The 26941-nt window shown below is 69.1% G+C and carries 16 protein-coding genes; 11 read left to right on the forward strand and 5 right to left on the reverse strand.

Annotation, left to right across the window (positions count from 1 at the left end; translation table 11 throughout):
• Window positions 1-111 precede the first annotated feature (111 nt).
• From GA0070618_RS17785 to GA0070618_RS17795, 3 genes are all read left to right on the forward strand, one after another.
• Entirely contained in the window at window positions 112-10818 is a 10707-nt protein-coding gene (locus GA0070618_RS17785; protein WP_088982639.1) for a LamG-like jellyroll fold domain-containing protein, read from the forward strand.
• An 886-nt stretch (window positions 10819-11704) separates the two neighbouring features.
• Window positions 11705-11917 (forward strand): hypothetical protein, encoded by a 213-nt coding sequence (locus GA0070618_RS33505; protein WP_143740183.1) that lies wholly within the window; start codon window positions 11705-11707, stop codon window positions 11915-11917.
• A gap of 189 nt (window positions 11918-12106) precedes the next feature.
• Window positions 12107-12613: a hypothetical protein gene (locus GA0070618_RS17795; RefSeq protein WP_157748950.1), complete on the forward strand. Its 507-nt coding sequence runs from the start codon at window positions 12107-12109 to the stop codon at window positions 12611-12613.
• Window positions 12614-13268: 655 nt separating this feature from the next.
• Here GA0070618_RS17795 and GA0070618_RS17800 read toward each other — a convergent pair.
• Both GA0070618_RS17800 and GA0070618_RS17805 read right to left on the reverse strand, forming a co-directional pair.
• Window positions 13269-13910 carry a response regulator gene (locus tag GA0070618_RS17800; RefSeq protein WP_088982642.1) on the reverse strand — a complete coding sequence of 214 codons (642 nt, stop codon included), beginning with the start codon at window positions 13908-13910 and terminating at the stop codon, window positions 13269-13271.
• The gene (locus GA0070618_RS17805) at window positions 13907-15133 is read right to left on the reverse strand and encodes a sensor histidine kinase (RefSeq protein WP_088982643.1); all 1227 of its coding nucleotides are present in this window, start codon (window positions 15131-15133) and stop codon (window positions 13907-13909) included. The genes GA0070618_RS17800 and GA0070618_RS17805 overlap by 4 nt, the downstream gene beginning before the upstream one ends.
• Window positions 15134-15276: 143 nt before the next feature.
• Between GA0070618_RS17805 and GA0070618_RS17810 the strand changes: the two genes are divergently transcribed.
• A complete protein-coding gene (locus GA0070618_RS17810) occupies window positions 15277-16026 on the forward strand; it encodes an ABC transporter ATP-binding protein (RefSeq protein ID WP_088982644.1) in 750 nt (249 codons plus the stop codon).
• The gene (locus GA0070618_RS17815; RefSeq protein WP_231931350.1) at window positions 16023-18569 is read left to right on the forward strand and encodes an ABC transporter permease; all 2547 of its coding nucleotides are present in this window, start codon (window positions 16023-16025) and stop codon (window positions 18567-18569) included. The genes GA0070618_RS17810 and GA0070618_RS17815 overlap by 4 nt, the downstream gene beginning before the upstream one ends.
• Before the next feature lie 92 nt (window positions 18570-18661).
• Here GA0070618_RS17815 and GA0070618_RS17820 read toward each other — a convergent pair whose 3' ends face one another.
• The gene (locus GA0070618_RS17820) at window positions 18662-19405 is read right to left on the reverse strand and encodes a helix-turn-helix domain-containing protein (RefSeq protein ID WP_231931351.1); all 744 of its coding nucleotides are present in this window, start codon (window positions 19403-19405) and stop codon (window positions 18662-18664) included.
• An 86-nt stretch (window positions 19406-19491) separates the two neighbouring features.
• Here GA0070618_RS17820 and GA0070618_RS34055 point away from each other — a divergent pair, with 86 nt between their 5' ends.
• The 4 genes from GA0070618_RS34055 (at window position 19492) to GA0070618_RS17830 (ending at window position 21543) form a co-directional block, all read left to right on the forward strand.
• A complete protein-coding gene (locus GA0070618_RS34055) occupies window positions 19492-19659 on the forward strand; it encodes a hypothetical protein (RefSeq protein ID WP_170107772.1) in 168 nt (55 codons plus the stop codon).
• Window positions 19656-20561 (forward strand): helix-turn-helix domain-containing protein, encoded by a 906-nt coding sequence (locus GA0070618_RS17825; RefSeq protein ID WP_231931352.1) that lies wholly within the window; start codon window positions 19656-19658, stop codon window positions 20559-20561. Before GA0070618_RS34055 ends, GA0070618_RS17825 begins: the two co-directional genes overlap by 4 nt.
• Window positions 20537-20872, forward strand: coding sequence for a hypothetical protein (locus tag GA0070618_RS34720; protein ID WP_231931353.1), 336 nt, complete (start codon window positions 20537-20539; stop codon window positions 20870-20872). Before GA0070618_RS17825 ends, GA0070618_RS34720 begins: the two co-directional genes overlap by 25 nt.
• Before the next feature lie 206 nt (window positions 20873-21078).
• On the forward strand, window positions 21079-21543 hold the full coding sequence (locus GA0070618_RS17830; RefSeq protein WP_231931354.1) for a DUF488 domain-containing protein: 465 nt from the start codon (window positions 21079-21081) through the stop codon (window positions 21541-21543).
• On the opposite strand, the gene GA0070618_RS17835 is transcribed toward GA0070618_RS17830, so the two are convergent.
• Both GA0070618_RS17835 and GA0070618_RS17840 read right to left on the reverse strand, forming a co-directional pair.
• Window positions 21525-22364 (reverse strand): hypothetical protein, encoded by an 840-nt coding sequence (locus GA0070618_RS17835; protein WP_088982645.1) that lies wholly within the window; start codon window positions 22362-22364, stop codon window positions 21525-21527. The genes GA0070618_RS17830 and GA0070618_RS17835 overlap by 19 nt on opposite strands.
• A gap of 501 nt (window positions 22365-22865) precedes the next feature.
• Window positions 22866-25076, reverse strand: coding sequence for an MMPL family transporter (locus GA0070618_RS17840; RefSeq protein WP_088982646.1), 2211 nt, complete (start codon window positions 25074-25076; stop codon window positions 22866-22868).
• Between the two features lie 418 nt (window positions 25077-25494).
• Between GA0070618_RS17840 and GA0070618_RS17845 the strand changes: the two genes are divergently transcribed.
• A complete protein-coding gene (locus GA0070618_RS17845; protein WP_088982647.1) occupies window positions 25495-25776 on the forward strand; it encodes an acyl carrier protein in 282 nt (93 codons plus the stop codon).
• Window positions 25773-26936, forward strand: coding sequence for an acyl-CoA dehydrogenase family protein (locus GA0070618_RS17850; RefSeq protein WP_088982648.1), 1164 nt, complete (start codon window positions 25773-25775; stop codon window positions 26934-26936). Before GA0070618_RS17845 ends, GA0070618_RS17850 begins: the two co-directional genes overlap by 4 nt.
• Window positions 26937-26941 lie beyond the last annotated feature (5 nt).

Here is a 26941-nt window from a genome sequence, read left to right on the forward strand (position 1 = left end):
GCGCGCAAGGCTGTCGGTGACCGCGCCACCTGGCGCGGTCGAGCGGCTCGACGAGTCGCCGTACTGCTGATCCTGACGTTGACGCTCTCGGTCGGAGCACCTCAGCAACCCTTGACGCATCAGGGGAGCAGCGGGTTCCCGCTGACCTGGTTCTGGAACCTGCTCTCCCTGCGACCGTCCTGGGCCGAGCCACCGACGCCGAAGCAGCAGACGGGGCGCTCGCCCGACCGGGGGCACTACGTCGAGTCGCCGACCTTCAAGGACCCGGGCACCTCGGCGACGGCTCGGAACGAGCTCAAGCTGCACAAGTCGTACCGCCCGACGGCAGGTAAGGCGACCACCGGATCGGTCCGGGGCTTCGAGCGCGCCACCAGCAGGCGACTGCCCGAGGCAGCCACCGACAAGTCGGATATGTTCCAGAATGCCGATGGCTCCTACACCCGCCGCGTCTACCACGAGCCGATCAACTTCAAGGACGAGCTCGGCCGCTGGCAGCCGATCGACAACACGCTCTACCAGGCCGACGAGCGGCTACGGGTCAAGTCGAACCCGGCCGAGGTCACCTTCGCCAGCGATGCCGCCAGCGCCGAGGATTCCCTCGTCCGGATGAACCTGGGGGCCGGCAAGGTCCTCGGTTACGGCCTCGCCGGGGCGTCGATCGGCAACCCCTCGCTGGAGGGCAGCACGGCCACGTACTCCCGGGTCTTTCCCGACGTCGACCTGACGCTGCGCGCCCAGGGCGGCCAGGTCAAGGAGAGCCTCGTCTTCCACTCGCCCAACGTGGCGACCGAGTACCTCTACCCCCTCCAGTTGACCGGCCTGACCGCCCAGGTCGACGAGGACGGCGTCGTGGTCTTCCTCGACCGCAAGGGCGCGGTCGCGGCGCGTATGCCGGTCGGCTGGATGGAGGACGCTGCGGTCGACCGGACTGGCGCGGGGGCGATCTCGTACGGCGTCCGATACGACATCGTCCCCGGTGCCGACGGGCCTGCGCTGAAGGTCTCCATCGACGGCGACTGGCTGCGTGACCCGGCCCGGAAGTTCCCCGTGGTGCTCGACCCGACCGCTACCCAGTACACGACCAACGGGGACACCTACGTCCAGTCGGGCACCACCGAACCCGTCCGGTCGAGCGAGACGAGTGTCGCGGTGGGAACCTTCGACGGCGGCACCGGCAAGGCCAAGGGCCTTTTGCCGTTCCCGACGTTCGGCAGCACCTTCGCCGGCAAGAAGCTCAGCGCTGCGGACCTCAACCTGTTCCTGACCTACCAGGGCGTCGGGACCGACTGCCACGCCCGTCGGTTCGACGTGCACCGGGTGGAGGAGAACTGGTGGGCATCGTCGGTCACCTATGGCACCTTCCCGTCGTATTCGGCTTCGATCGGAAACGCGTCGCCGAACAGCGCGACGGCCTGCGGTAACACTGCGGCCGTCCGGAACGTCGGCTCCTGGGTCTCCGTGCCGATGGACGTCAACGAGATCAACAAGTGGGTCACCGGCGGGAGCACCTACGGCCTTGCGCTGACCGCCTCGGAGACCGACAGCACCGCCTGGAAGCGGTTCACCTCGACCGATGCGGGGGTCAACTGCAGCAACAGCGTCTACGGCACCGTGAGCTGCGCCCCGTTCATCGACATCACCTACACCGACAACGTGGCCCCGCAGGTAGACCTGCGGTACCCGTCGAACAACGTCGCCGTCGACACCCTGACGCCCGAACTGCTCGCGCAGGGGCACGATCCGGACAGTTGGCCGAACAAGGGGTTGCGTTACAACTTCACCATTTCCACCGACCAGGGCACGCCGATCACCAGCTCCGGTTGGGTCGACAGCGGTGTCTGGAAGGTCCCGGCGGGCGTGCTCGCGTGGAAGAAGACCTATCTGTACTCGGTGCAGGTCAACGACCATTCGTCCACCGGGCCGACCACACCGACGTACGCGTTCAACACCCAGGTGCCCCAGCCCACAGTGACCTCGTCGCTGGCGCAGAACGGCGGGAAGGGTTACGACCCGAGCGTCGGAAATTACACCACCTCCGATACCGACGCGCAGATCGCGACCGCCGGGCCGGCATTGACCATCAGCCGCGACTACAACAGCCTCGACACCCGCGTCGACAGCGCGTTCGGACGCGGCTGGTCGTCCGTCCTGGACATGCAGGTGCGAGAGGTGCGCGATGCTGCCGGAAACCTGCAGACCGCCGCCGTCCGTTACCCGGATGGGCAGGAAGCCGCGTTCGGCCGGAACAACGACGGCACCTGGGTGGCGCCGCTCGGCCGGTACTCCGTCTTTAAGGCGATTACCGGGGGCTACTCGCAGACCGACAAGGACTCCACGACGTACGAGTTCACCCAGTCGGCGGGGAACGGGGTCTACCGGATTACCAAGATCACCGACTCCTCCGGGCGGGCACTCACCTTCCGGTACGACACCAACGGCCGGGTCGACCTGCTGACCTCGGTGTCATCGGGCCGCACCCTCGGCGTCACCTGGTCGACGCCGCCGAACTCCGACCATCCCCACGTGGTCACCGTCACCACCAACCCGGTGGTGACCGGCAGCCCGGCTACCGCCCAGACCTGGACCTACACCTACGACGACGATCTGCTCGAGACCGTCTGCGAACCGGACGCCGGTACGCAGTGCGCCAGCTACGACTACACCTGGGTGTCGCAACACGCCAACACCGTGCTCAACACCGGTCCGTACTCGTTCTGGCGGCTGAACGAGGCCCCAGGCGCCACCACGGCGGCCAGCGCCGTGCTTTCCCACGACGGGACCGACAACGGCGCCTACACCGACGTCACCCTCGGCGGGGCACCGGCGCTGGCGGAGTCGACCTCCACCTCGGCCAGCTTCAACGGCACGTCGTCCCGGGTCACGCTGCCCGCCAAGGCGGTGAACGGAAGCTCGTACCAGTCGATCAGCATGTGGTTCAAGACCAGCACACCCAACGGGGTGTTGTTCAGTTACCAGAAGGACGCGGTCACACCGGGTGCGACCACCGGGGTCGGCTACGTCCCGGCGCTCTACGTCGGCTCCGACGGCAAGCTGCGCGGCCAGTTCTGGACCGGCAACCCGGCCACCGCTATGTCCTCGCCCGGCGTGGTCACCGACGACCAGTGGCACCACGTCGCGCTCGTCGGCAACGGCGGCAGTCAGCAGCTCTACCTCGACGGTGCGCAGGTCGCCAGCCTGACCGGCACGATCAGCCAGCACACCCTGGGCGCCACCAACGTGTACCTGGGAGCGGGTTTCCTCGGCGGGACCTGGCCCAGCCAACCGCACACCACGGCCACCGCCACCTTCTTTACCGGTTCGATCGCCGACGTCGCCTACCACGACAAGGCGATCACCGCCGCCGACGTCGCGGCGATGCGCGGCTCCGGTATGGCCGGCACCGCTCAGTTGTACCGGGAGACCAGCGCCAGCGGCCGGGTCCAGGCCCAGGTCGTCTACCACTCCGTGACGGGCCGGGTCAGCCAGGTCACCGACGAGAACGGCGGCGTCTGGGAGGTCGGCACCCCGACCGTCTCCGGCTCCAGCGCGGTCTACGTGTCAGCGGTGCTCGGCTCACAGCCGACCGACTACTGGCGTCTCGGCGACGTCGAGGCTCCCGCTGACGCGGTCAACGTGGTGTACAGCCCTCATCGGGCCCGGTACAACGCTGTCACCTTCGACACCACGCAGCCGAACGGCACCAGTCCGTTCGCCGACACCTACGGCGCCGGGTTCAACGGCACCAGCTCCTACATCAAGCCGTACACCCCGTACAACACGGTCTTCCCGGGTGTGGACTACCCGGTGGACACGCCGACCACCGTCGAGATGTGGTTCAAGACCCCGGCCAACCACGCGACCAGTGGCGTGCTCTACTCCTACCAGCGCAACGAGCTGCACAGCACGCCCGCCACCGCCAACTGGACCCCCGCGCTCTACGTCGGTGCCGACGGCTACCTGCGGGGCGAGTTCTGGACCGGCTCGATCAACCCGATCACCTCGAAGACGAAGGTGAACGACGGGAACTGGCACCACGTCGTGCTCTCGGCCTCGTCGGCCCACCAGATCCTCTACCTCGACAACAAGATCGTCGGGGCGGCCGGCCCGATGGTCGGCACCAACGCCCTGCACTCGTACGTCGGCGCCGGCACCACCCGATCCTGGCCCAGTTCCTCTGGTGATGTCAGCTACTTCAAGGGGCACATCGCCGAGTTCGCCTACTACGAACGGGATCTGTCCCCGCTCGAGGTCGACATGCACTTCAAGGCCTCGAAGAGCGCGTTCCAGACCGGCCCCACCGCGACCCTGACCCCGGTCACGACGGTGACCGTCACCGATCCGACCGACAAGACCTCGAAGCAGACGTTCGACCTGGTCAACGGCAACCGCCTGCTCGCCACGACGGACGTGCTCGGACGCACCACCACGTACGGCTACGACATCGGCGGCTTCGAGTCGATCGAGTTCGACCCACTGGGCATGAAGACCGTCACCGCGCGGGACGTACGCGGCAACGTCGTCCGCTCCACCGTCTGCCGTGACCAGGAATGGTGTGACAGCACCTACTACAAGTACTGGCCTGACTCGACCACGGTCAACCTCACTCCGGATCCCCGCAACGACCAGGTCATCGAAGTCCGGGACGCCCGGTCGCAGAGCGAGACCGACAACAACCACCTGACGAAATTGGCGTACGACACGGCGGGCAACCGGCAGAGTGTCACCTCGCCACCCGTGGTCGGATATCCGGCGGGCCGGTCGACGACCATGACGTACTCCACCGCGACCACGCCCGCCGTCGGTGGCGGCACGGTGCCGGCCGGTCTGCCGCTGACCACCCGGTCCGCTGGCGGGGCGGAACAGAAAACCGAGTACAACAGCGCCGGTGACGTCGTCCGGATCACCGACCCCGCCGGGCTGGTCACCGAGTTCACCTACGACGGGCTGGGCAGGACCCTGACCAAGACCGTCAAGGCGGAGGCGCCCTTGGGCGATCTCACGACCACCTACGTCTACGACGCCGACGGGCAGGTGGTCGAGCAGACCGACCCGCCGGTGCTCAACCAGGTCACCGGAGCCGTGCACACGGCCAGGACGACGACCACGTACGACGCGGACGGCAACGTCACCTACCGCAAGGTCGAGGACCTCACCGGCGGGGACGCCCCCCGGGACTCGACCAGCGACTACGACGAGCACGGCCGCCCGATCAAGACGGTGGACGCGGTCGGCGACGTGACGCTCTACGAGTACGACGCGTACGGGCACACGACCAAGACGGTGAACTGCACCAGCAACCCACCAGCGGGCGACCCGTGCCCGAGCGGCGACGTGTTGCGCGAGGTGGCTGATGTCTACGACGCCGCCGGCCAGCACCTGACGACGACGGTGACCGGTGAGGACGGGACCAGCACCGAGGTGTCGTCGAAGGCGTACTACGCCAACGGCAACCTCGCGTCGGAGACCGACGCGATGAACTGGGTGACCGAGTACGAGTACGACGCCAACGACAACGTCAAGAAGATCACCCGGACCGACGGCGTGAAACGCTTCGTCGTGGAGGAGAACTCCTACGACGCGATCGGCAACCTGGCCATGCAGCGGGCGGACAACGGCGCGAACTGGACGGTGTACGAGCACGACGCCGCCGGCCGGCTGGTCTCCACCACGGTGCAGCCGTACGACCTGGAGCGGGTCACCAAGTACACCTACGACGCTGACGACCGGGTGCGGAGTACCCAGCAGTTGGTCGGCCAGTTGCAGACGCCGTTGCAGACCGTGGAGAACACCTACGACGCGATGGGGCGGGTGACCTCGGAGAGCGTCAGCGTCCGCAGCGCCGGCCTGCCCATCGGCTGGTGGCGGATGGACGAACCGTCGGCCAGCTACGAGGCGTACGACTCCTCCCCGTCGCAGCGAAACCTGTACTCGTGGAACGGCCCGATCGGCCGTTCCGGGGGCGCGGCGGTGTTCAACCGGGCGGCGGTGTACGAGACAGCCCAGCCCGCACTCGTCACGACCCAGTCGTACTCGGTGTCCGCCTGGGTGCGGCTCAGCGACCTCAACCAGCACCAGACCGTCGTCGGTCAGGGCGGGAACAACACCGGCGGCTTCTTCCTGCGGTACCACCAGGGGGCGAACCGGTGGGAGTTCCTTACCACCGCCAGCGACTCCGCCACCGCCGCGGGCTACGCGGCGCGGTCGACATCGGCACCGACGCTCAACACCTGGGCACACCTGGTGGGCGTCTTCGACTCGGGCACGAAGCAGATGAAGCTGTACGTCAACGGCGCCCAGAACGGCACCGCGACGAACCCGACCCCGTGGAACGCACCCCTCCCGCTGTCGGTCGGCGGAATCCTGATCGGTCCTAACCAGTCCAACATGCTCAACGGGTCGATCGACAACGTGCAGGTCTTCCAGGAGGCGCTGACCGCCTTCGACGTCTCCGCCCTCTACGGCGGCGGCAACGGCCGGACGGCCACCACGACGGTGACCCCGGAGAAGCTGACCACCAGTTACACGGTCAACCAACGGGGCCTGGTCACGGAACTGACCGACCCGATGAACAACAAGACCACCTTCGAGTACGACGCGGCCGGCCAACTGGCGAAGGTCGTCTCACCGTCGATTTCGACCGAGACCTTCGGCGGCGGGGCACCGGTGCCGGCGGTACCGGTCTCCCGCACCGGCTACAACACCTTCGGAGAGCCCACCGAGACCCAGGACCCGCTGACCAACACGGTCGTCACCCGGTACGACGGGGTCGGGCGCCCGATCAAGACGATCATGCCTGACTACACACCGCCGGGTGGCACACCGATCGTCGGCGCGGAGACCAGCACGGTCTACGACAAGCTCGGACAGGTCGTGTCGACGACCGACCCGCTCGGCAAGACAACGTCCTTCGAGTACGACTCCCTCGGCAACAGGATCAAGGTCGTCGACGCGTACGGCAAGGCGACGGACTTCGTCTACGACAAGGTGGGCGACCTGCTCGAACGGGTCGACCCGACCGGTGCGAAGACCACCGCGACCTACGACTACCTCGGCCGTACGCTGACCACCAGCCAGGTGGTCCGGCAGCCCACGCCGGCCACCCACACCACCACCTACGACTACGGCACCGGGGCCTACGGCACCACTCCCGCCGCCGGTCCCTGGCTGCGGAAGGTCACCACGCCGGAGGGCGTGGTGACGTCGACCGCCTACAACTGGGTCGGCGAACCGATCACCGTCACCGACGGGGCCAACAACACCACCAGCACCGAATACGACGGCCTGGGCCGAGCGGTCAAGACCACCCTGCCCGACCTGACCAAACAGACGATCACCTACGACGGAGCCGGCCGCACCACCAAGGTCCAGAAGCTCGACGCGGCCAACGTCGTGCAGACCACCGAAGAGATCGGCTACGACCGGAACAGCAATCCCATCTGGGTCAAGGACGCCCGGCAGACCACGACCAACTTCACCTACGACGCACTGGGCAACCTCACCAACGAGACCCAGCCCGTGACCCCCACCAGCGCGATCGCCACCTCCTTCGGCTACGACCTGGCCGGCAACCGTACCCGGTTCACCGACGGGCGGAACAACCCGTTCTGGACCACCTACAACTCCTGGGGGCTGCCGGAGTCGCGGATCGAACCGGCCACGACGGCGTACCCCAACCTGACTGACCGCACCTTCACCGTGGCCTACGACGCCGCCGGTCGCCCGGTGCGCCAGGACTCCCCGGGCGGAGTCAGCGTCAGCACCACCTACGACGACCTGGGCCGGGTCGAGCAGATGTCCGGTTCCGGCGCCGAGGTGGCCACCGTCGACCGGATCTTCGACTACGACGACGCGGGTCGGCTGACCAGCCTCTCCGTGCCGTCCGGCACGAACATCATCTCGTACGACGACCGCGGGCTGCCGCTGGCGATCACCGGTCCGAGCGACAACTCCTCGTTCACCTACAACAGGGACGGCCAGCTGGCCTCCCGAACCGACACCGCCGGCACCACCAGCTACACGTACGACACCGTCGGCCGGTTGAAGACGGTGGGAAATCCGACCACCGGTATCAACGTCAGCGTCCTCTACAACAAGCTGTCGCAGCCGGACACGATCACGCATGGCACGAACAACAACTTCCGGAAGTTGACCTACGACTCGCTGCACCGGCTCAAGACCGACACGTTGAAGAACGCGGCGGGCACGGTCACCCTCGGCTCCATCACCTACGGGTACGACGCCAACGGCAACGAGACCTCGAAGGTCACCACCGGCTTCGCCGGGTCGACGTCGAACACCTACGTCTACGACCTGGCCGACCGGCTGACGTCGTGGACCCACGGCTCGACCAGCACCACGTACGCGTACGACGACTCCGGGAACCGTACGCAGAACGGCTCGAAGACCTTCACCTACGACGCCCGTAACCAACTGCTGACGCAGAACAACGGCACGTCGTACCAGTACACCCCGCGTGGCACGTTGAAGCAGACCCTGTCTGGGTCGGTGGCCTACACCACACAGACCGACGCGTTCGGGCAGGTGCTGTCGCAGCAGAACATCGGCGGAACCACCAGCACCTACTCGTACGACGCGCTGGGCCGGGCGATCAAGCCAGGCTTCACGTACACCGGGATCGGCAACGACCTGGCCAGCGACGGCACCGCGACCTACACGCGCGGTCCGTCGGGCGAGCTGCTCGGCGTGGGTACGGGCAGCGGCGCCGGCTCGGCGTACGCCTGGACGGACCAGCACACCGACCTGGTCGGGCTCTTCTCCGCGACCGGCAGCGCCTTGACCGGGTCGACCACCTACGACCCGCTGGGTACGGTGCTGAACACCTCGGGCATGGTCGGCAACCTCGGCTACCAGTCGGAGTGGACCGACGGGCTCAGTGATCGGGTCAACATGCTGACCCGGTGGTACAACACCGACACCGGCCAGTTCGACACCCGGGACAGCGCCGACGTCAACCCCGTGCCGGACTCGATCGCAGCGAACCGCTTCCAGTACGGAGACGGCAACCCGTTGACGACGGTCGACCCCACCGGTCACTGGGGCTGGTCGAAGTTCAAGAGCGCCGTCAAGAGCACCGTCAAGGCGGTGAGCAATCCGGTTTCGACGTTCCGGGCGGCGAAGAACACGGTGTCGTCGACGTTCAAGTACGTCTCGTCCGGCCGGGCCTGGAGCGATGTCAAGGCGGGGGCGAAGAAGTTCGCCAACAAGACCGCGAAGGCCTGGAACACGGTGAAGAAGACCACCGTCAAATGGGCGAAGAAGAAGATCAACACGGTCAAGGACGCAGCCCACTCGGCGAAGAAGTGCCTGTCGAGTGGGGTGGGCAAGTGCGTGAAACAGACCGCGAAGAAAGCGGTGAAAAAAGCCGTCGACAGCGCCAAGTCGACAGTCGAGGCAATAAAAAAGGACCCGTGGAAGTTCGTCGCCACGGCAGCGGCGGCTCTGGTGGCCACGGTGGCGGTCGGCGCGCTCTGCGCCACCGGGGTGGGTTGTCTGATCGTCGCCGGTGCGGTGGCCGGTGCCATGTCGGCCGGCACCGGGTACATGGTCGATGTCGCCCAGGGCGAGGAGAAGTTCTCCTGGAGCAACCTGGCCGGGACGATGATCGAGGGCGGCCTTGACGGCGCGCTCTCGGGTGGGCTCGGTCGACTCGGTGGCGGCGGGTTGAAGTACGCCGGTGCGGCTGCGAGCCGGTTGCCGAGCCTGGCGAGCCGTCTGTCGGGGGCGGGCAAGACCGCTGGTGGTGGTGCTCCGGTGAGGGCTGCCGGGGGTGGGGCTGCTGCTCGTTCGGGTGGTGGTTCGTCGGGTTCGGGTCCGGCGCCCGAGGGCCGCCGTTCGGATGCCGAGTCGGGTGCAGGTTGTGGCTCGGTTGCGGGGCAGCGGCACAGTTTCGATCCGTCGACGCGGGTGTTGATGGCTGACGGCAGCGCTAAGCCGATCGAGGATCTGCAGCTGGGTGACGAGGTTGCGGCGACTGATCCGGTGACGGGGGAGCGTGCGGCGAAGCCGGTCACGTTCCTGCACGTCAACCAGGACCGGGACCTGACCGATGTCACGGTGCGGGACAGTGGGACCGGTAAGTCGACGGTGCTGAAGACGACGCAGCACCACCCGTTCTGGGACGCCACCGATCGGCGGTGGGTGGACGCCGGGCAGTTGAAGCCGGGTCACCGGCTGCTGGTGCACGACGACAAGCGTCTGGAGGGTGACGGCAGCGGCGCTGGTGTCGGGGGCGGCGGTCCTCCTGGGCGGCAGGTCACCGTTGTCGCGGTTCGTAACTTCGCTGGCGACGAGCGGATGCACGACCTCACCGTCGCCGACATCCACACGTACTATGTCCTCGCCGGCAAGCAGCCGGTCCTCGTCCACAACTGTGACCCGGTATTCCGCGGGACCACCAGAGGCTATGAAGGAAGTCCAGGTGTTCAGAGCGCTGGGGTCACGCCAACGTCTTCCGACCCTGGCGTGGCGACGATCTTCGCGACTCACTCCGAGCAGTATGGCAGCCATTCCGTGGTGCAGATTGCCCTGCCCGAGGACGTCGCCGGCTTTGAACGGTACCCTGGATATATTCCGCGGGAAGCGGAAGTTCAGTTCGATATGCTGCCTGCCGAATTCGCGCGGCGTGCGAGCATGGAGATTCCCGCATCAACGGCTAGAGGCATTCTGGAACGTATGGGTATTAATGTGCCGAGGACAATTCATATAGACGACCTGAATCCCCTCCTCGAATTCACGCCCAAGTTAAGTCGTAATCAGATCGCACAGTTCGTTGAGGAGGCCAGGGCGTATGGACGCTAGTGGGGCCCTAGATGTCCAGGAGGTTCTGGAAGCACTTCAGGGTCGGACCGTCTGTATTGTTCGTTGTGTCGTGGGCGTCGTTAGACAGGATGATCGTGTCGGGGTGGGTTCGGTGATTGAGTGCCTGGCGGATGTCCCAATCCGTATCTCGGCGATTTGGTTTCCCGTAAGACGTGCCGTGTCGCTGAATCCTCCACTTTCCGCAAGGGTGGAAATGGTTGGGGATCTTGGAAGTGGTGTCCGTGTCGGCCAGCGGCTGTATACTTTCGGGTTGAGTCCAAATTAGGACGTAGCCTGCCGTATTCTCGATTGCTGGTCGATGGCTGTGGGTGTCGATGGGGTGCGCAGTCGGGGCTCAGCGGTCTGCCGCCCGCCCAGGGCCCCGGCAAAGTCGTGATGGTGTCTGAATTGTGGGGTTTGGAGTATAAGCGCCGTTGGCGGTGGCAGCAAGACGGGCATGACCGGCTCGGACCGGAATGCCGGACGGCAGGTCTGGTGAACTTCGTCGCGATGATGGCGCGACTGTCGAAGTACCGCAGGCAGAACGTCGACAGCTTGATGCGTGCTGCTGAAGTCGATCAGTCCCAGCTCGAAGCGGCCTTCAAGGGGGAAGTGTCCGGTCAGTCAGTCCTGCGACGACTCGCTCCCGCGCTCGGTGTGCATACGGCAGACCTCTTCATCCTGGCTGGCCTCGATGTGCCGAGTGGCCTAGCACCGTGCGTGGCTCCGGCCGACTCGGTCTTGGACCACGTCGTGAGGGACTGCTCTTCGCCTGCCCATCGATAGGCGCGAGCGACTGCTCGGGGTGGCCAGATCGATGCCGCGGCCCGACCCGATTGCACCGATTGTGCGAGAGCCTGACCTGTTCCCGTATGGTCCGGGCGCGGTGATCGTGCGCATGCTTCGCAACCGAAATTTGAACAGCCTGAACTCGGCTAAGATGCTGTATCGCCTCGCCGGAATCGGGCCTTTGTCGGCGGCGACCATTCATGCCGTGGGCTACGGCCGTAAGGAACTGAGTCCGGAATTGCTGTCCGGTTCGCGGCTGTTCTCTCCTACCGTGTCGAGGGTCTGGCCGCGCTGCTCGATATCGAGTTGAGGCAGACCGGCCTGCCCGAAGATACCGCAAAGCGTCAGGTGGCAGAGCTGATCTGGGATGTGCGTCACCTGAGTTCCGATCAGCTTCGCGCTATCCAGGAGGAGTTCGAGGGGCCGCTTGACCCGTCAGGCGCGTAGGGACCGACTGGGGCAAGTCGAAGACCCTTCGGTGCCGATAGGAGTGTTGACAGTGTCTTCTAACAAGCTCGTTCTCGCAGAGTTGAGCAGGTACGACTGGAGTCAGTTCCGTTGTGGCTGCCGGGGGACGGCGGAGCACGTCCCAGAAATTTTCAGAGCGATCGTCGATGCCGTGGAGCCTGAGGACGCCTACGGTGCGGTCCTTGATGGACACCTAGAGGTAGAGGGGAATCTGTTTGAAGTAGCGGTACCGGCCGTTGGGGTCATTCTTGCTGCGCTGGCGGGAGATTTGTCGACGTCTTCCCGGTCGGAGTTGCTGGAGACGTTGTGGCGTCTGGTGGGCGGGGATTCGCACCATACTGAAATGGCCCTCGGTCGTACCCGACTAGGGGATGAGTGTCGGCACAAGGCGCGCGAAGGGATTTGGGTGATCCTGCAGGAGGGATTTGGGAAGCATGGCGAGGAGGTGATCGACATATTGGAGCTGATTGACCTTGACGAGGCGAGGCATGGTTACTACGCCGAGATCCTGAAGCGCCGTAAGAAGGCACGGCGCTGAGGCTCAGGTCAGTCGGGCGGACTGAGTGCATGACGCTGGACACGTCAGTCCATTGCGCAAGGCGATGCGTTCGCTCGTAAGGCACATCTCGCCGCCCCCGAGTTGTGGGCCGGGCGATCGCGGTGCGGGGATATCGATCATTGGCCGACGCTGTGGGAGCGGCCGGCGGTAGTGATTTCATGGCGTGGCCCATGAAGGCGCCGCGAAATCGGATCATCCAGCAGCCACCGTACGCCTCGGAGTTGGTTGACCTGCTGCTGATGGCTATGGGTGTCTACGGGATGCGTGGTCGGGGCTTAGCTGTCCGCTGCCCGCCAGCCGCGCCGCCCGGGTAAGTCTGGTCCCGTCAGCACGTCGAGGTACACCCGCTGAAGGCTCTGCCGTCTGCCAGTCACGATCTTCCGAGCCGGTCATGCCCGCCTTGCTGCCACACCAACGGCGCTTCTACCTCAAGCCCCACAAGTCAGACACCGCCACGACTTTGCCGAGGCCCTGCCCTCCGGCGCCGCCCGGGCCGCAGCGGGCACGGGCGGGACCGCGCCCAGCGAGAGCCACCACCATCGCCACCTGCGGCGCCATCCACATCTGCCCAGGCTAGCCAGGTGGGGTGCATCCGGCGACCGGACCGCCGCCGCCTCCACCGGGCCTGACCTGGTCAGCCGACCAGGTGGCGTTCCCAGGCCCAGGCGGCGATCTCCACCCGGTTGCGGGTGCCCAGCTTCGTCTGCACGCTGCCCAGGTGGGTCTTGACCGTGCCGACGGTGATGAAGAGCCGGGCGGCGATTTCGGCGTTCGTCGCGCCCCGCGCCACCAGCCTCACCACCTCCAGTTCCCGGGGGGAGAGGCTGGTCTCGCCGGGGCGCGGCGCGGCCGGCGGGTTCAGGTGCGCCAGCAGCCGTACCGTGATCGACGGGCTGATCAGGGCGTCCCCGGAGACGGCCGCGCGCAGCGCCTCGACCAGCAACGCCGGGCCGGAGTCCTTCAACAGGAATCCGCACGCGCCGTTGCGCAGCGCCTGGTGGACGTACTCGTCGAGGTCGAAGGTGGTCACCACGACCACCCGGACGGGGTCGGCGACCCCGGGGCCGGCGAGCAGGCGGAGCGCCTCCAGCCCGTCCATCCGGGGCATCCGGATGTCCAGCAGGGCGACGTCCGGTCGGAGCCGGCGGGCCAGCTCGACCGCCTCGACGCCGTCGGCCGCCTCGCCGACCAGCGTCATGTCCGGCTGCGCGTCGATGATCATGCCGAAGCCGGTCCGGACCATGGCCTGGTCGTCGGCGACCAACACCCGGATCACCGGCTACGGCCCCCGTCCACCGGCAGCGCCATGTCCACCACCCATCCTCCGTCCACGCCCGGACCGGCGGCCAGCCGGCCGCCGAGCGCGCCGACCCGCTCGGTGAGCCCGACCAGACCGAACCCGGGTCGCTCCCGGGTCCGCCCGGGGCGCTGCCCGCGTCCGTCGTCGCCGACCCGCACCAGCAGCCAGTCCGGGGTACGGGTCACGTGCACCTCCACCCGCCGCGCCCCGGCGGCGTGCTGCCGGACGTTGGTCAGCGCCTCCATCACCACCCGGTACGCCGAGGATGTCACCTCGACCGGCAGGTCATCGAGGTGCCCCTCGGTGTGCAGCTGCGCCCGGACGTCGCCGGTGCCGGAGAAGTTCCCCACCAGCTCCGGCAACTCGGCCAGACCGGCCAGCGGGGCCAGCGGCGCGTCCGGTGACGCGTTCTGCCCGCGCAGCACCCCCACCATCCGGCGCATCGCCGTCATGGTCTCCGCGCCGGCCCGTTCGATCTGCTCCAGGGCGGCCACCGCCTGCTGCGGGTCCCGCTCGGCGACGTACCGGGCCCCCTGCGCCTGCACCACGATGCCGGTGACGTGGTGGGCGATGAAGTCGTGCAGGTCCCGGGCGAACTCGGCGCGCTGCTCCGCGCGTACCGTGTCGAGCTGGCGTTCCCGGGCGGTGGCCGCCATCCGGAAGTACATGCCGGCGGTGGCGCTGCCCGCCGCGAGCAGCGCGTAGCCCATCGCGACGACCGGGTACGCGCCGGTCGTGGCGATCCGTAGCGGCAGCAGCGACACGGCCAACCCGGTCAGCGTGACCAGCACCAGCGCCGGCACCGGGGCGGCCCGGCGGGCCACCACGAACACCACGCCGAGCAGTCCGACCGACTCGGCCAGTCCCCAGAAACCCGGCGCGCTGCGCGCCTCCCAGCCACCCGGCAGGTCGGGTCCACCGTTCAGGAGGAGACGTCCGAACGTGGTGGCCAGCGACGCGGCCACCACCACGGCGGCGGCGACCGGCAGCAGCCGGGAACGCTGCCGGTGCGCGGGCAGCCACACCGCCGCGGTGGCCACCGCCAGCGCCACGTGCCAGAGGACGGCCAGCGGGCCGGCGTCGCCGGAGAGCACGAAGAAGCCGCCGCTGAGCACGTCGAAGACGCCGAGCAGGGCCATCGCCACCAGGGCCGCCACCTGCGCGGCCGGGCGTCCCCAGGCGTCCAGTCGCTCCATCATCGTGACCCACGGTAGCCGCGAGTCAGGGGGGCGGGATCTGCCGAAAGTCGGACCCCGTACCGTCGGGGCCTTCCTGCGGGCGGATGTGCCGGCCGGGCCCGACCCGCGACGCTGACCGGACACGTCCAGCACAGGAGGAGAGCATGACGACACACCCCACCCGGACGGCCGCCGTCGCGGCCGTCGACGTGGTCAAGGTGTACGGCCGGGGCGACACGGCGGTACGCGCCCTCGACGGCGTGTCGGTGGGGTTCGGCCGGGGGCGGTTCACCGCGATCATGGGACCGTCCGGGTCCGGCAAGTCCACCCTGATGCACTGCCTGGCCGGGCTGGACACGGCCACCTCCGGCCAGGTGCTGCTCGGCGGCACCGACCTGACCCGGCAGAGCGACAAGGTGCTGACGCGGGTCCGCCGGGAGCGGATCGGCTTCGTCTTCCAGTCGTTCAACCTGCTGCCGCAGCTCACCGCCGAGCAGAACGTCACCCTGCCGCTCGACCTGGCCGGCCGCGACGTCGACCGGGAGCTCCTCGACCATCTGGTGGGGGTGCTGGGGCTCGGCGACCGGCTGGCACACCGACCGAGTGAACTCTCCGGCGGCCAGCAGCAGCGGGTGGCGCTGGCCCGTGCCCTGGTCTCCCGCCCGGAGGTGGTCTTCGCCGACGAACCCACCGGCAACCTGGACTCCCGCTCCGGGGCGGAGGTGCTCGGCTTCCTGAGCACCTGCGTGCGGACCCTCGGGCAGACCGTGGTCATGGTCACCCACGACCCGGTGGCCGCCGGGTACGCCGACCGGGTGGTGCTGCTCGCCGACGGACGGATCGCCGGTGACCTCGACCGCCCCGACGGTGCCACGATCAGTGCGGCCCTGCGTGACCTGGCCGGTGCCCGGTGAGCCGGGGCAACACCGTGCTGCGCACCCAGCTCGGTGACGCCGCCCGCCGCCCGGCCCGGCTGCTCCTGATGGGGCTGGCCATGGTCATAGCGGCGTTCGTGGCGTTCGGCACCGTCCTGGCCGAGGAGATCGCCGAGCGTACGGTGCTCGGCCGGCTCAGCGGCACCCCGGCGGCGGCCGACGTGGTCATCGGCCCCGGCGACGAGGAGGGGGCCACGACCCGCGCGCTCGCCGCCGCCCGGCAGGTGCCCGGCGTCGCCGAGGCGGTCGGCCGGACCGACGTGTACGTCGAGATCGACGGCCAGCGGGGCACCGGGCTCTCGCTGTCGGCCGACCCCGGCACCGGTCCGCTCGCCACGGTCCGCGTGCTGCGGGGGGAGTACCCGGACGAACCGGGCGAGATCGCGGTGAGCGAACGGACCGTCGACCGGCTCGACCTGCCGGTCGGCGCGACGGTACGGGTCTCCACCGGGGTCTCGGAGCAGCCGGTCCCGCTCACCGTCAGCGGGGTGCTGGCGGTGCCGGAGGACAGCGGCGAGCTGGCGTACACCTCGGATGGCGAACTCTCCCGCCTGGCCGGACACGACGGCCTGACGCAGGTGGAGGTGCGGTTCGCCCCCGACGCCGACCCGGCGGTTGTCCGCGCCGCCCTGGACCGGGCCGTCGCCGGCACCGGGCACGAGGGCAGCACGCCGGTGCTCAGCTCGGGCGAGGAGGCGCGGCTCGCCGAGGCCGAGGCGGTCAGCGAGCGGGTGCACGACCTCTTCGCCGTGATCGCGATGTTCGTGGCGACCGCCGTCGTGGCCGCCACCCTGGTCGCCACGTCCACGTTCCGGATCGTCTTCGCCCAGCGGATGCGGCAGCTCGCCCTGCTCCGGGCGGTCGGCGCCGACCGGTCCCACCTGTTCCGCGCGCTGGTCGCCGAGGGGGCGCTCACCGGGTTGGTCGCCGGCACGACCGGCGTGCTGACCGCCGCCGGCCTCGGCTACGCGGTCCCGCTGGTGCTGCGGGGCCTCGGCCGGGAGGTGGCCTCGCCGGGCCGCCCGGTCGGCGCGGCGGTCGCCGTGGTGCTCGGCACCGTGCTGGTCGCCGTGCTCGCGGTCGTCGCCCCGGCGGTCACCGCGGCCCGGGTCGCCCCGCTGGAGGCGCTGCGCACGGCCAGCACCACCGCCGCGCAGCGCGGAGTCAACCGGCTGCGTGCGGCGGTGGGGATCCTCGCCGTCGTCGGCGCGGCGCTGGTGTTCCTCACGGTGCTGCGCCGGCTGCCCGGGCCGGAGACGCAGGGCCACGACCCGATGCGGCTGCTGCTCCTGATCGTCGCCTCCGGCACCCTGGCGTACGCGGCCCTGGTAGCGCTCGGTCCGGTGCTGGTCCGGCCGCTGCTGGCGACGGTCGGGTGGCCGCTGCGCCGGCTCGGCCCGGTCGGCCGGCTGGCCGTCGGGGGCGTCGGGGGAGCGCCGCGCCGGGCCGCCGCGGTGAGCGTGGTCGTCGCCCTCGGCGTCACCCTGATCGCCGGGGCACTGGTGGGCAGCGCCTCGCTCACCGCGCTGTCCAAGCGGGAACTGGCCGGGATGGCCCCGGGTGACCTGTACGTCGCGGCGAACTCCGACGGCGGCGGGTTCCTCCCGGACGGGTTCGTCGAGCGGGTACGCGCGGAGCAGGACCTGACCACCGTGGTGCCGTACCGGGGCGTGCCCGGGGTGACCGTGGCCGGCGGGCAGGTGGGGGAGATGCTCGCCGTCGACCTCGACCTTCGCAGGCTCTCCACCTGGGAGGATTTCGGGGCTGCCGCCGGTTCCCTGGACGACCTGGGCCCGGGTCGGGTGGTGCTGCTCTCCCACTACGCCGAGGCGGCCGGGGTGCGGCCGGGGGAGACGCTCACGCTGACCCTGGGGGGCCGTGCGGTCGAGCTGCGCCTGGCGGCCACCCTGGACAACACCCCGGTCGACGCGGGCATCCTGCTCGACCCGGCCGACCTGGACCGGCTCGGAGTGCCGGCGCGGCCCACCGCTCTGCTGGCCGACCTGGTCAGCGACGGCGAGGACGCCCGGACGGCGGCGCTGAAGACGCTGCGGACCCTCGGCGGAGGCGGGGTGGCGGTCCAGGTGCTCGCCGACGCCCGCGACGACGCCGACGGTGACCTGCGGGAGATCTTCCGGGTGATGCTGGCCCTGCTCGGGCTGACCGTGATCGTCTCCGTGGTCGGGGTCGGCACCACCACCGCGCTGTCCGTGGTGGAACGGATCCGGGAGTCCGGACTGCTGCGGGCCGTCGGCATGTCCCGGAACCGGCTCCGGGCGATGCTCACCGTGGAGGCCGGCCTGTACGGGCTGCTCGGCGCGGTGATCGGCCTGGTGCTGGCGCTGCCGTACTCCTGGCTGACGATGGCCGCGCTCGGGGAGAGCATGCCGGTCGAGTTTCCGGCCGGACGGCTCGCGCTCGTGGTGCTGACGTTGGCGGCGGCGACGGCGCTCGCCGGTCTGCTGCCCGCCCGCCGCGCCGCCCGGGTCAGCCCGGTCGCCGCCCTCGGTGCCGGCGACTGACCGGGTCCATTCCCGCGCTTGCGCCGAAACTGCGGTGTCGCCTCGCCGTGATGCCGCAGTTTCGGCGAAAGCGGCTGGCGGCAGAGGGCGGCTCAGTCCTGCGGGTCGGCGGGTTTCCCGTCGGCCCACAGGGACTCGAAGTGCTCGACGTACCGGTCGAAGGCTCCGCCGTCCTGTGCCCGCCGCAGGTGCAGCGTCACCGAGTCCTGCCCGAGCCCCGCACCGATGTGGGTGGCGACGATGGCTTCGTCGTCGAAGACCCACACGGACATCGCGACGTGTCGGTCGGACCGGCGAACCGGGATCGCGGCGTCGGCCTTCGCGATCTCCGCGCGCGTCATGGCGATACGTGTGGCCAGGGTGAGCGGGGTCGCCTCGACCCGATCACGCTCAGCGGTGACCGGGCTGTCCGGATCGCCGAGCAGGAATCGCAGATCAGCACCGGCGCTGGCCTTGGCGGCGAGGGTGGTGACCGCGCCGGGCACCTCCAGCCAGACGAAGTAGCTGGTGTACCCGCCGAACCACAGCCGGGAGTTGGCCCGCTCGATCGCCTCACGGAAGACCGGTCGCGGAAGGTCGGCGCGGCGGGGGTAGATCCCGACCAGCTCGCGGTCGGTCCCGGTCTTGACGACGCGTCGTACTACCTCGGGCCACAACACTCCTACATCCTCGCCCAACACCTCGGCCGCCCGCACCCTGGACCGGGGATGGGGCACCCGCCCCCGGCTCACCCACCGTTCCACGGTCTTCGCATCCACCTCGCATCTCTCCGCGAGGTCGGCGACGGTGAGGCCGGTCGCTGCCAACGCCTGCTTGAGTACGTGGTTCCGCGCCATGACCACCAGGGACCTTTCGTAGACGTCCCCTGATGGTCCCATCGGGACGGTTCAATCGTCCGTGACACGCTGGAAGCGTTCCGTGCATGTCGTGCTCTCTCCCGCAAGTGCCGGTGCTCGGGATCTCGGTGATCGTGTTCGGTGGCCTGGTGCTGGGGTTCCTGCTCGGGCTGTTCGCGTTCCGGATCAAGGCACGATGGTGTCCGCGCTGCGGACACTCCACCGAGGTTCTGCGTCGGGCGGTCCGGCGGTGACCACGCGGAACCGGCAGGACAGCCACCGGGAGCTGCCGATCGGCCGGCGGGTGGCGCAGCTACGGGTCCGCCGGGGCATGAGTCAGCAGGTCTTCGCCGACCGGATCGGCCGGTCGAAGAGCTGGGTGGACAAGGTGGAACGCGGCGTGCGTACGCTCGACCGGCTGCCCATGATCGAGACGGTGGCCGCCGCCCTCGGCGTCGCTCCCGCCGTCCTGGTCGGCCGGCAGGCCCAGCGGACCCCGGCCACCGACGCCACCGCCGCCGTCGAGCAGGTGCGCACGGCCCTGGCCAACTACGACACCCCGTCCGGCCGCGACGGTCCGTCGTCGGTCGCGGACCTCGACCGCCAGATCGGATACGCATGCACGGCGTACCGGCACGCCCACCACCTTCAGTTGCTCCGGATGCTGCCCGACCTGCTCGCCGCCACCCGTCACGCGAACCGCCCAGCCGGCGACGCACCGGCCGCCCTCCTGCTGGTGCGGGTGTACCGGGTCGCCGCCCAGGTGCTGGTCAAGCTCGGTGAGCCACACCTCGCCTGGTTGGCCGCCGACCGGGCGATGACCACCGCCGCCGGTGACCCCCGGCGTACCGCGCTCGCGGCCGTCCCGCTGGCGCAGGCGCTACGCGCGCTCGGTCGGGGACGGCTGGCGATGGCCGCCGCCACCACCGCCGTACGCCCGCTCGACCTGGCCCCGCACCGCGAACCCGGACCCGACGACGCCGCCCTCGCCGGCATCCTGCTCACCGAGGCCGCCCTCGCTGCCGCGACCTGCGGCGATGCCGCCGCCGTGGACGACCTCACCGGGCGCGCGGCCCATCTCGCCGCCACCTACGTCGAGCACCACCTGACGAGGACGGGTTCGGGCCGGTCGTGGTCGACCTCGCCCGCGCGCTGATCGCCGCCCGCCTCGGTGACAACTATCAGGCCGTCACCCTGCACCAGCGTGCCACCGGCGGCGACGCCTGGCCGCGGCTACCCGCTGAGCACCGGGCCGCCCACCTGATCGACGTCACCCGTGCCCACCTCGACCTCGGCGACCTCCAAGCCGCCGGCCGTGCCCTGCTCACCGCCGACCGGATCGCCCCCGCCGAGGTGCGCCACCGTCCCGCCGCCCGCGCCGCGCTGACCGCCGTGCTGCGCGCCGGCCCGACCCCGGCCGACGTCACCCGCCTCGCCACCACCATCGGCCTGGCCCGACAGTGCTGACCCACACCTGCGCTGGTCCCGTTAACCGAACTACCGCAATGGCGACGGGAGCGGTCAGGCGGCGGGCATCGGCTCCGGGTCGGTGTTGCGCTGGCCGTCGGTGATGCGCTGCGACGCGTACGGGGCAGTCGCCGATCGGCCAGGTGGTTGTCATCGAATTTGGTGTCTGGCTGTCGCCCGGTGCCGAACCGTGAAAGGGTGATCCGGTGAGCGCGACCATGACCATCGGTAGTCGGTTCGGCATCGTCGGTGTCGGTTACGAAGGTAAGTCCATCGACGATTTTGTGGCTGATCTGGTCAGCCGGCGTGTGGCTCGCGTGGTGGACGTACGGATGACACCCATCTCCCGGAAGCCCGGCTTCAGTAAGAGTGCTCTGAGTCGAGCCCTGGCTGCCGGCGGGATCCGGTACGAGCACCGCCGGGAACTGGGTAACCCCAAGGAGAACCGGCCGGGATTCAGTGGGTCGGAGGAGCAGTTGGCCGCTGCCCGCGCGGTCTACGTCGCTCGGCTCCAGCAACCGGACTCGCTGGCGGCGCTCGACGCGCTGGGGCAGGCCGCGCGAACCGAACTGGTGGCGTTGCTCTGCTTCGAAGCCGACGAGGTGAGATGCCATCGCCAGCTCGTGCTGCACGCCCTCACCGAGCGGATGTGCTATCGCCTCGGCCAGTAGACGCCGAGGATGCTGAACGAGTGGACCCGCTTGGCCTGGTTGCCAACGTAGAAGGCCACGGCGCGGTCGGGTCCGCACATCTCGTCCAGGAACTTACGTTCGAGAGCGGTGGCGAGGTCCGAGTCGGAGTATCCGGCCAGCGTGCGTTGCAGTGCCACCAGTTCCCAGTCGATCACCTGCTGTTGGTGTCCACCACACCCACGTTCGTGACAACGGTACTGGTAGGCCGCCTTGAACCTTGGCGACTGTAGCGGCGGCGTGCTCCGACTGCTGAATAGATCCGGTTGACTGGTGTACGCCTCGATCTTTCGTTGCTCGTCGGCTGTCCAGCCGGGATGCGGCTTGACCTTGAACGCGCGGATCTCTTTCGGCCGGACGAGAGCGAGCGACTGGGCGTCCGGCTGCGCCTGGGCCTGCCGATTGAGTCGACACATCGAATCTTCGACACACGGGTCGAGCAGAGGCTGGCGTGATCTCCAACTGCCGAGGTGGCGCTCGCTCTGGATGCTGCTCATGATCGGCTTCCAGCTCTCCCGTCGTTGATCCTGCCGGGCGGGCTTGGCGTCGATGGAGACGATGTCGTACTTCCGGAACGTTTCGTTGCTGGCCAGGTGCCGGAAGTTGATGGGATACAGGCGGACCCACGTGGGTTTCAGGACATCGGTGCGAAGACCTGCCACGCAGACGGTCTCTCCGTACCGCTCGGACGGATTCGGTGCGGCCTTGACGGTGACCAGGAGTTGCAACCGAACCAGAAGATCGTGGTTTGGCTTCGGCTCGGGGCCGGCGTTGCCCGCTCCGAAGAGCGACATCTGCGCCACTGGACCTCCATCAGGAGAGGTGACACCTGGTCACCTTGTGGTGACGGAAGGTTCAGGCTCTCATGGGAGCGTGGAGATGGGAAAGGGGCTCACGCGCACGGCCTGTCCGTTTGCTCCGCCGTCTAAATCGGACAGTTCGTGTCCTACGGTGCTGCGCGGCCCGCCTAAGGGCTGCCGCCGTCATCTGGTCACCGACGGTCGACGGATGGGCTAATAGGAAGGCGGGTGCACTACGCCCGTGTCACCTGCAGGACGGACGGCCCTCGGTGGTGCGCTCGACGGCGGCGATGTGAGGTGCGTCCGGCTGACATCTACTCGGCCTCGACCCCGTTGGCCCGGAGGATGTGCCGAACCCGCGCGGGTGTATCCGGTCGTCAAGCATGTCCGCGTTGGCGTTTTCCACCGCGCCGCTGAGAGCGCACGCACCGGTAGCCCTGGCGCTGGCACCAGGGCCACCGGAGGGACCGAGGCCGGTCGGGACTCGTGCCCGGCGTGGGACGGTCAGGCGGCGGGCACCGGCTCCCGGTCGGTGGCGTGCTGGCCGTCGGTGGCGCGCTGCGCCGCGCGGCCCCAGACGCGCGGGCCGAGCAGGTTCAGCGCGGCGGGCATCACCAGCAGTCGGATGACCACGGCGTCGAGGGCGACCGCGATGCCCAGGCCCAGGCCGAGCTGCTGGACCACGCTGACCTTCGCCACCAGGAACGAGGCGAACACCGCCACCATGATCAGGGCGGCGCCGTTGACCAGGCCGGCGGTGTCGCGCAGCCCGTCGGTGACCGCCCCCTGGTGGTCGCCGTGTTGGACGAAGTGCTCCCGCATCCGCGAGATCATGATGACCATGTAGTCCATGCTGAGCCCGAACATGATGGCGAAGACCAGCGCCGGGGTGGTGCTGTCGATCCGCTGGCCGAGCCAGTTCTGGCTGATCGCGGTGAGCAGGCCGAGGCTGGCCGCGACCACCAGCGCGTTGAGCGCCAGCGCCAGCAGCGGCAGCAGCCACGAGCGGAACGCGCGGGCCAGCAGGGCGATGGTGATCAGCGCGACCGCGATGAGGATGGCCGGCAGCGTGTCGATCAGGATCTCGTCGAAGTCGACGCCGGTGGCGGTCGCTCCGGTCACCTGGACGCGTACCCCGTCCGGGACGGCGCCCGGCAGTTCGTCGCGCAGGTCGTGGATCAGGTCGTGGGCGGCGTCGCTGTCCGGGTCGGAGCCGGGGATCACCACGACCCGGCTGACCAGCCGGTCGCCGTCGACCCCCCAGAGCTGGTCGAAGCCGGCCTTCGCCTCGGGCGGCAGCGCCGCCGACTGGCCGCTCACCGCGGCGGTGACCGCCTCGGCGGGAAGCCCGATGCTGGTCACGTCGGTGACCGTGTCGATCCTCTGCTGTTCCCGGACCGTCTCGTTGACCGCGCGGACGGCGTCGAGGAGCGTGGCCGGCGACGTGCCCTCGGGCGCGCTGACGACGACCTGCACCGGGAAGAGGTTGCGGAACTCCAGCGCGGCCTGGAGCCGTTCGATGCCCTGCCGGGAGTCGGCGTCCTCGGGCAGGATGGTCGCGCTGGCCACCGGCGACTGGAGCCGGATGTCGGTCATCGGCCAGGCCATCACCCCGAAGATCGCCACCAGGACGGCGAGGGTCAGGGCGGGCCGGCGCTGGAGCCGGGTGAGCAGACCGGGTCCGCCCTGCGCGGTCCGCCGGGCGCGCGGCTTGAGCGACAGCCAGTTGATCCGACGGCCCATCACCGTGAGCGCGGCCGGGAGCAGGCTCATCGACATGGCCAGGGCGACCAGGGTGACCACCACGCCGGCGATGGCCATGCTGCTGAACACCATGATCCGGGGGATGAAGAGGGCGAGCAGGGCCACCACCACGGCCAGGCCGCTGAAGAGCACCGCGTGTCCGGCGGTCCGCATCGCGGTGCGCAGCGCCGGGACGTACGTGTCGCCCGCGACCAGTTCGTCCCGGTACCGCTTGATGATGAAGAGCGAGTAGTCTACCGCGACGGCGATGCCGATCAGGGACACCGCGTTGGTGTAGAGGGTGGAGAGGTCGGTCATGAAGGTGATCAGGTAGCCGATCGCGGAGGCGACCACGAGCGCGAGACCGGCCAGCACGATCGGCAGCAGCATCGCGCCGACCGAGCGGAACACCACCAGCAGGACGACGATCAGCAGCGGAAACGCGATCATCTCGGCGGTGATGGCGTCCTTCTCGGACTGCACGCTGAGGTCGTAGTCGAGGGCCTGGGCGCCGGTGACGTGCACCTGGACACCCCGGTCCCGCATCGCCCCGGTCATCCGTTCGCGCAGGCCGTCGATCTCGTGCTGGATCGTGGACTTGTCGACGCGGAACCCGAGCTGGAGGAAGGTGGTGTGCTTGTCCGGCGAGAGCCACTCCGGGTCCTGCCGGTAGTCCTGCACCGAGGCCACGTGCGGGGTCTCCTCGGCCACCCGGGTCGCCTCGGCCAGCTCGGTGGTGACGTCACCGTCCGGTTTGGTCAGCACGACCTGGAGGCTCTCCGGGGCCTCGTCGAAGGTGCGTTCGATGACCTTCTGCCCGGCGGCGGCCTCGCCCCGGGGATTGTCGAAACCCCCGGCCTTCAACGCCCCGGTGAGCGCGATCATCAGGGGTACGCAGATCGCGGCGAGCACGACCCAGATCGCGATGACGGTTTTCGGACGGGCTATGGAGAACCGGACGACGGCGTTCACGGACGTTGTGCTCCCTGGTCGCTCTCGACAGGGCGACCGATCCACCCGATCGCCGTCCGGCAGGGTCTCGTGACTCACTCGCGGCGCACTCGAGCCTCACTGGAGTGATCTACAGGTAGTGACGCTACGTGTAGCGGCACTCGGATCACCATGCACCCTGAGTGATCGTTGAGGAATCCTCGAGTGAGCCTTGAGTGATCCGCGAGTGGCCCGTCCAAGCATTCAACCCCGTTGCGGAGCCAGCACGGCCGAGGTCGCCAACCCCGGGAGTGTGTCGCCTCAGGGCGCTCCGACCGCCGCCGCGTCCACCTCCGAAGGCGTCCTCTTTGTTACGGATCGGAGATACCCACGTGCTCGGAAGACTTTGTGGGATACAGCAGCTTCACTGCGACCTTATCACTTTTGGCGGGGAGGGACGATGATCGGTCTCGATGAACACGTGCGGACGCTCGTCGACGACCTGGTCGCCGTGAAGCCGACCCTGCGTCCCGAGGAGATCCGACCGGAGTCGTCGATCACCCGGGACCTCGGCTTCGACTCGCTGGACCTGGTCGAGCTGGCCGCCCGCATCCGCGACGCGTACCCCGAGTTCGACCTGCTGCGCTGGCTGGAGGACGCGATGTCCTCCGAGGTGGACAGCGTCGGATCGATGGCGGAGCTGCTGGCGCGCTCCGGTGCCGCCGGGGAGGAGCAGCGGTGACCACGACCCGCACCGACTACGTGGCGCTGGCCCACGAGCTGGCGCCGAGGTTCGCCGAGAACGCGGCGCGGCACGACCGGGACCTCAGCTTCCCGCACGAGAACATGGCCGAGCTGGTCCGCACCGGCTACACCGCGATGACCGTGCCCCCGGAGTTCGGCGGCGAGGGGGCCAGCCTGGCCGAGCTCTGCGAGGCGCAGCAGGTGCTCGCCGGTGGCTGCGCGTCGACGGCCTTCGCGGTCAACATGCACGTGCACGGCCTCGCCATGATCGCCCGCCTCGGCGGTCCGAGCGCCGAGTGGGCCTGCGAGGCGGTGCGCGACGGCGCGGTGATCTCCGGTGGCTTCAGCGAGCCGGGCGTGGGCGGCAACTGGTGGCACCCGACCACCCGGGCCGAGGAGGTCGAGGGCGGCTACGTCCTGAACGGACGCAAGGGCTTCTTCACCGGCTTTCCGGGCGCGACGCACCTCTTCCTCTCCGCCGCGATGATGGACGACCGGGGCCTGCCGCAGCCGATGGCCTTCCTGATCCCCAAGCCGGAGAAGGGCGTCCGGGTCACCGCCGAGTGGGACGCGGCGGGCATGCGCGCCACCGGTAGCCACTCGCTGGCCCTGGAGGACCTCTTCATCGACGCGAAGTGGATGGTGGGGGAGCTCGGCAACCTGCCGCTGCTGTTCATGTCGGGCGTGCACTGGGCCTGGTGCAGCTTCGCCTCCTGCTTCGTCGGCATCGCCCGCGCCGCCCTCGACCACGTGGTGCGGACCCAGCAGCAGCGGGTGATCAGCGTGATCGGCAAGCCCAACGCGCACCTGCCCGGCATCCAGTTCAAGGTCGCCGAGATGGCCGCCAAGGTCGCTGCCGCGCGGGCGCACCTGGAGGCCGCGATCCACGCCGAGCACGACGACGTGGACCCGCTGCGGCACTACATCGACATGAGTGTCATGAAGACCACCGTCACCCGGCTCGCGCACGAGGTGGTCACCCTCGGCATGCAGGTGCAGGGCGGATCCGGCCTGGCCTCCAGCGACCCGCTCCAGCGGATGTACCGGGACGTCGTCGCCGGCCTGCTGGTGCCGCCGGCCACCGACGTCGTCCTGGAGTGGGCCGGCAAGTTGGCCCTGGACGTGCCGATCTTCGCCGAGCCGCGCTGGGTCGGGTGAGCCGG

The sequence above is a fragment of the Micromonospora echinospora genome (genome assembly GCF_900091495.1).
GTDB lineage: Bacteria > Actinomycetota > Actinomycetes > Mycobacteriales > Micromonosporaceae > Micromonospora > Micromonospora echinospora.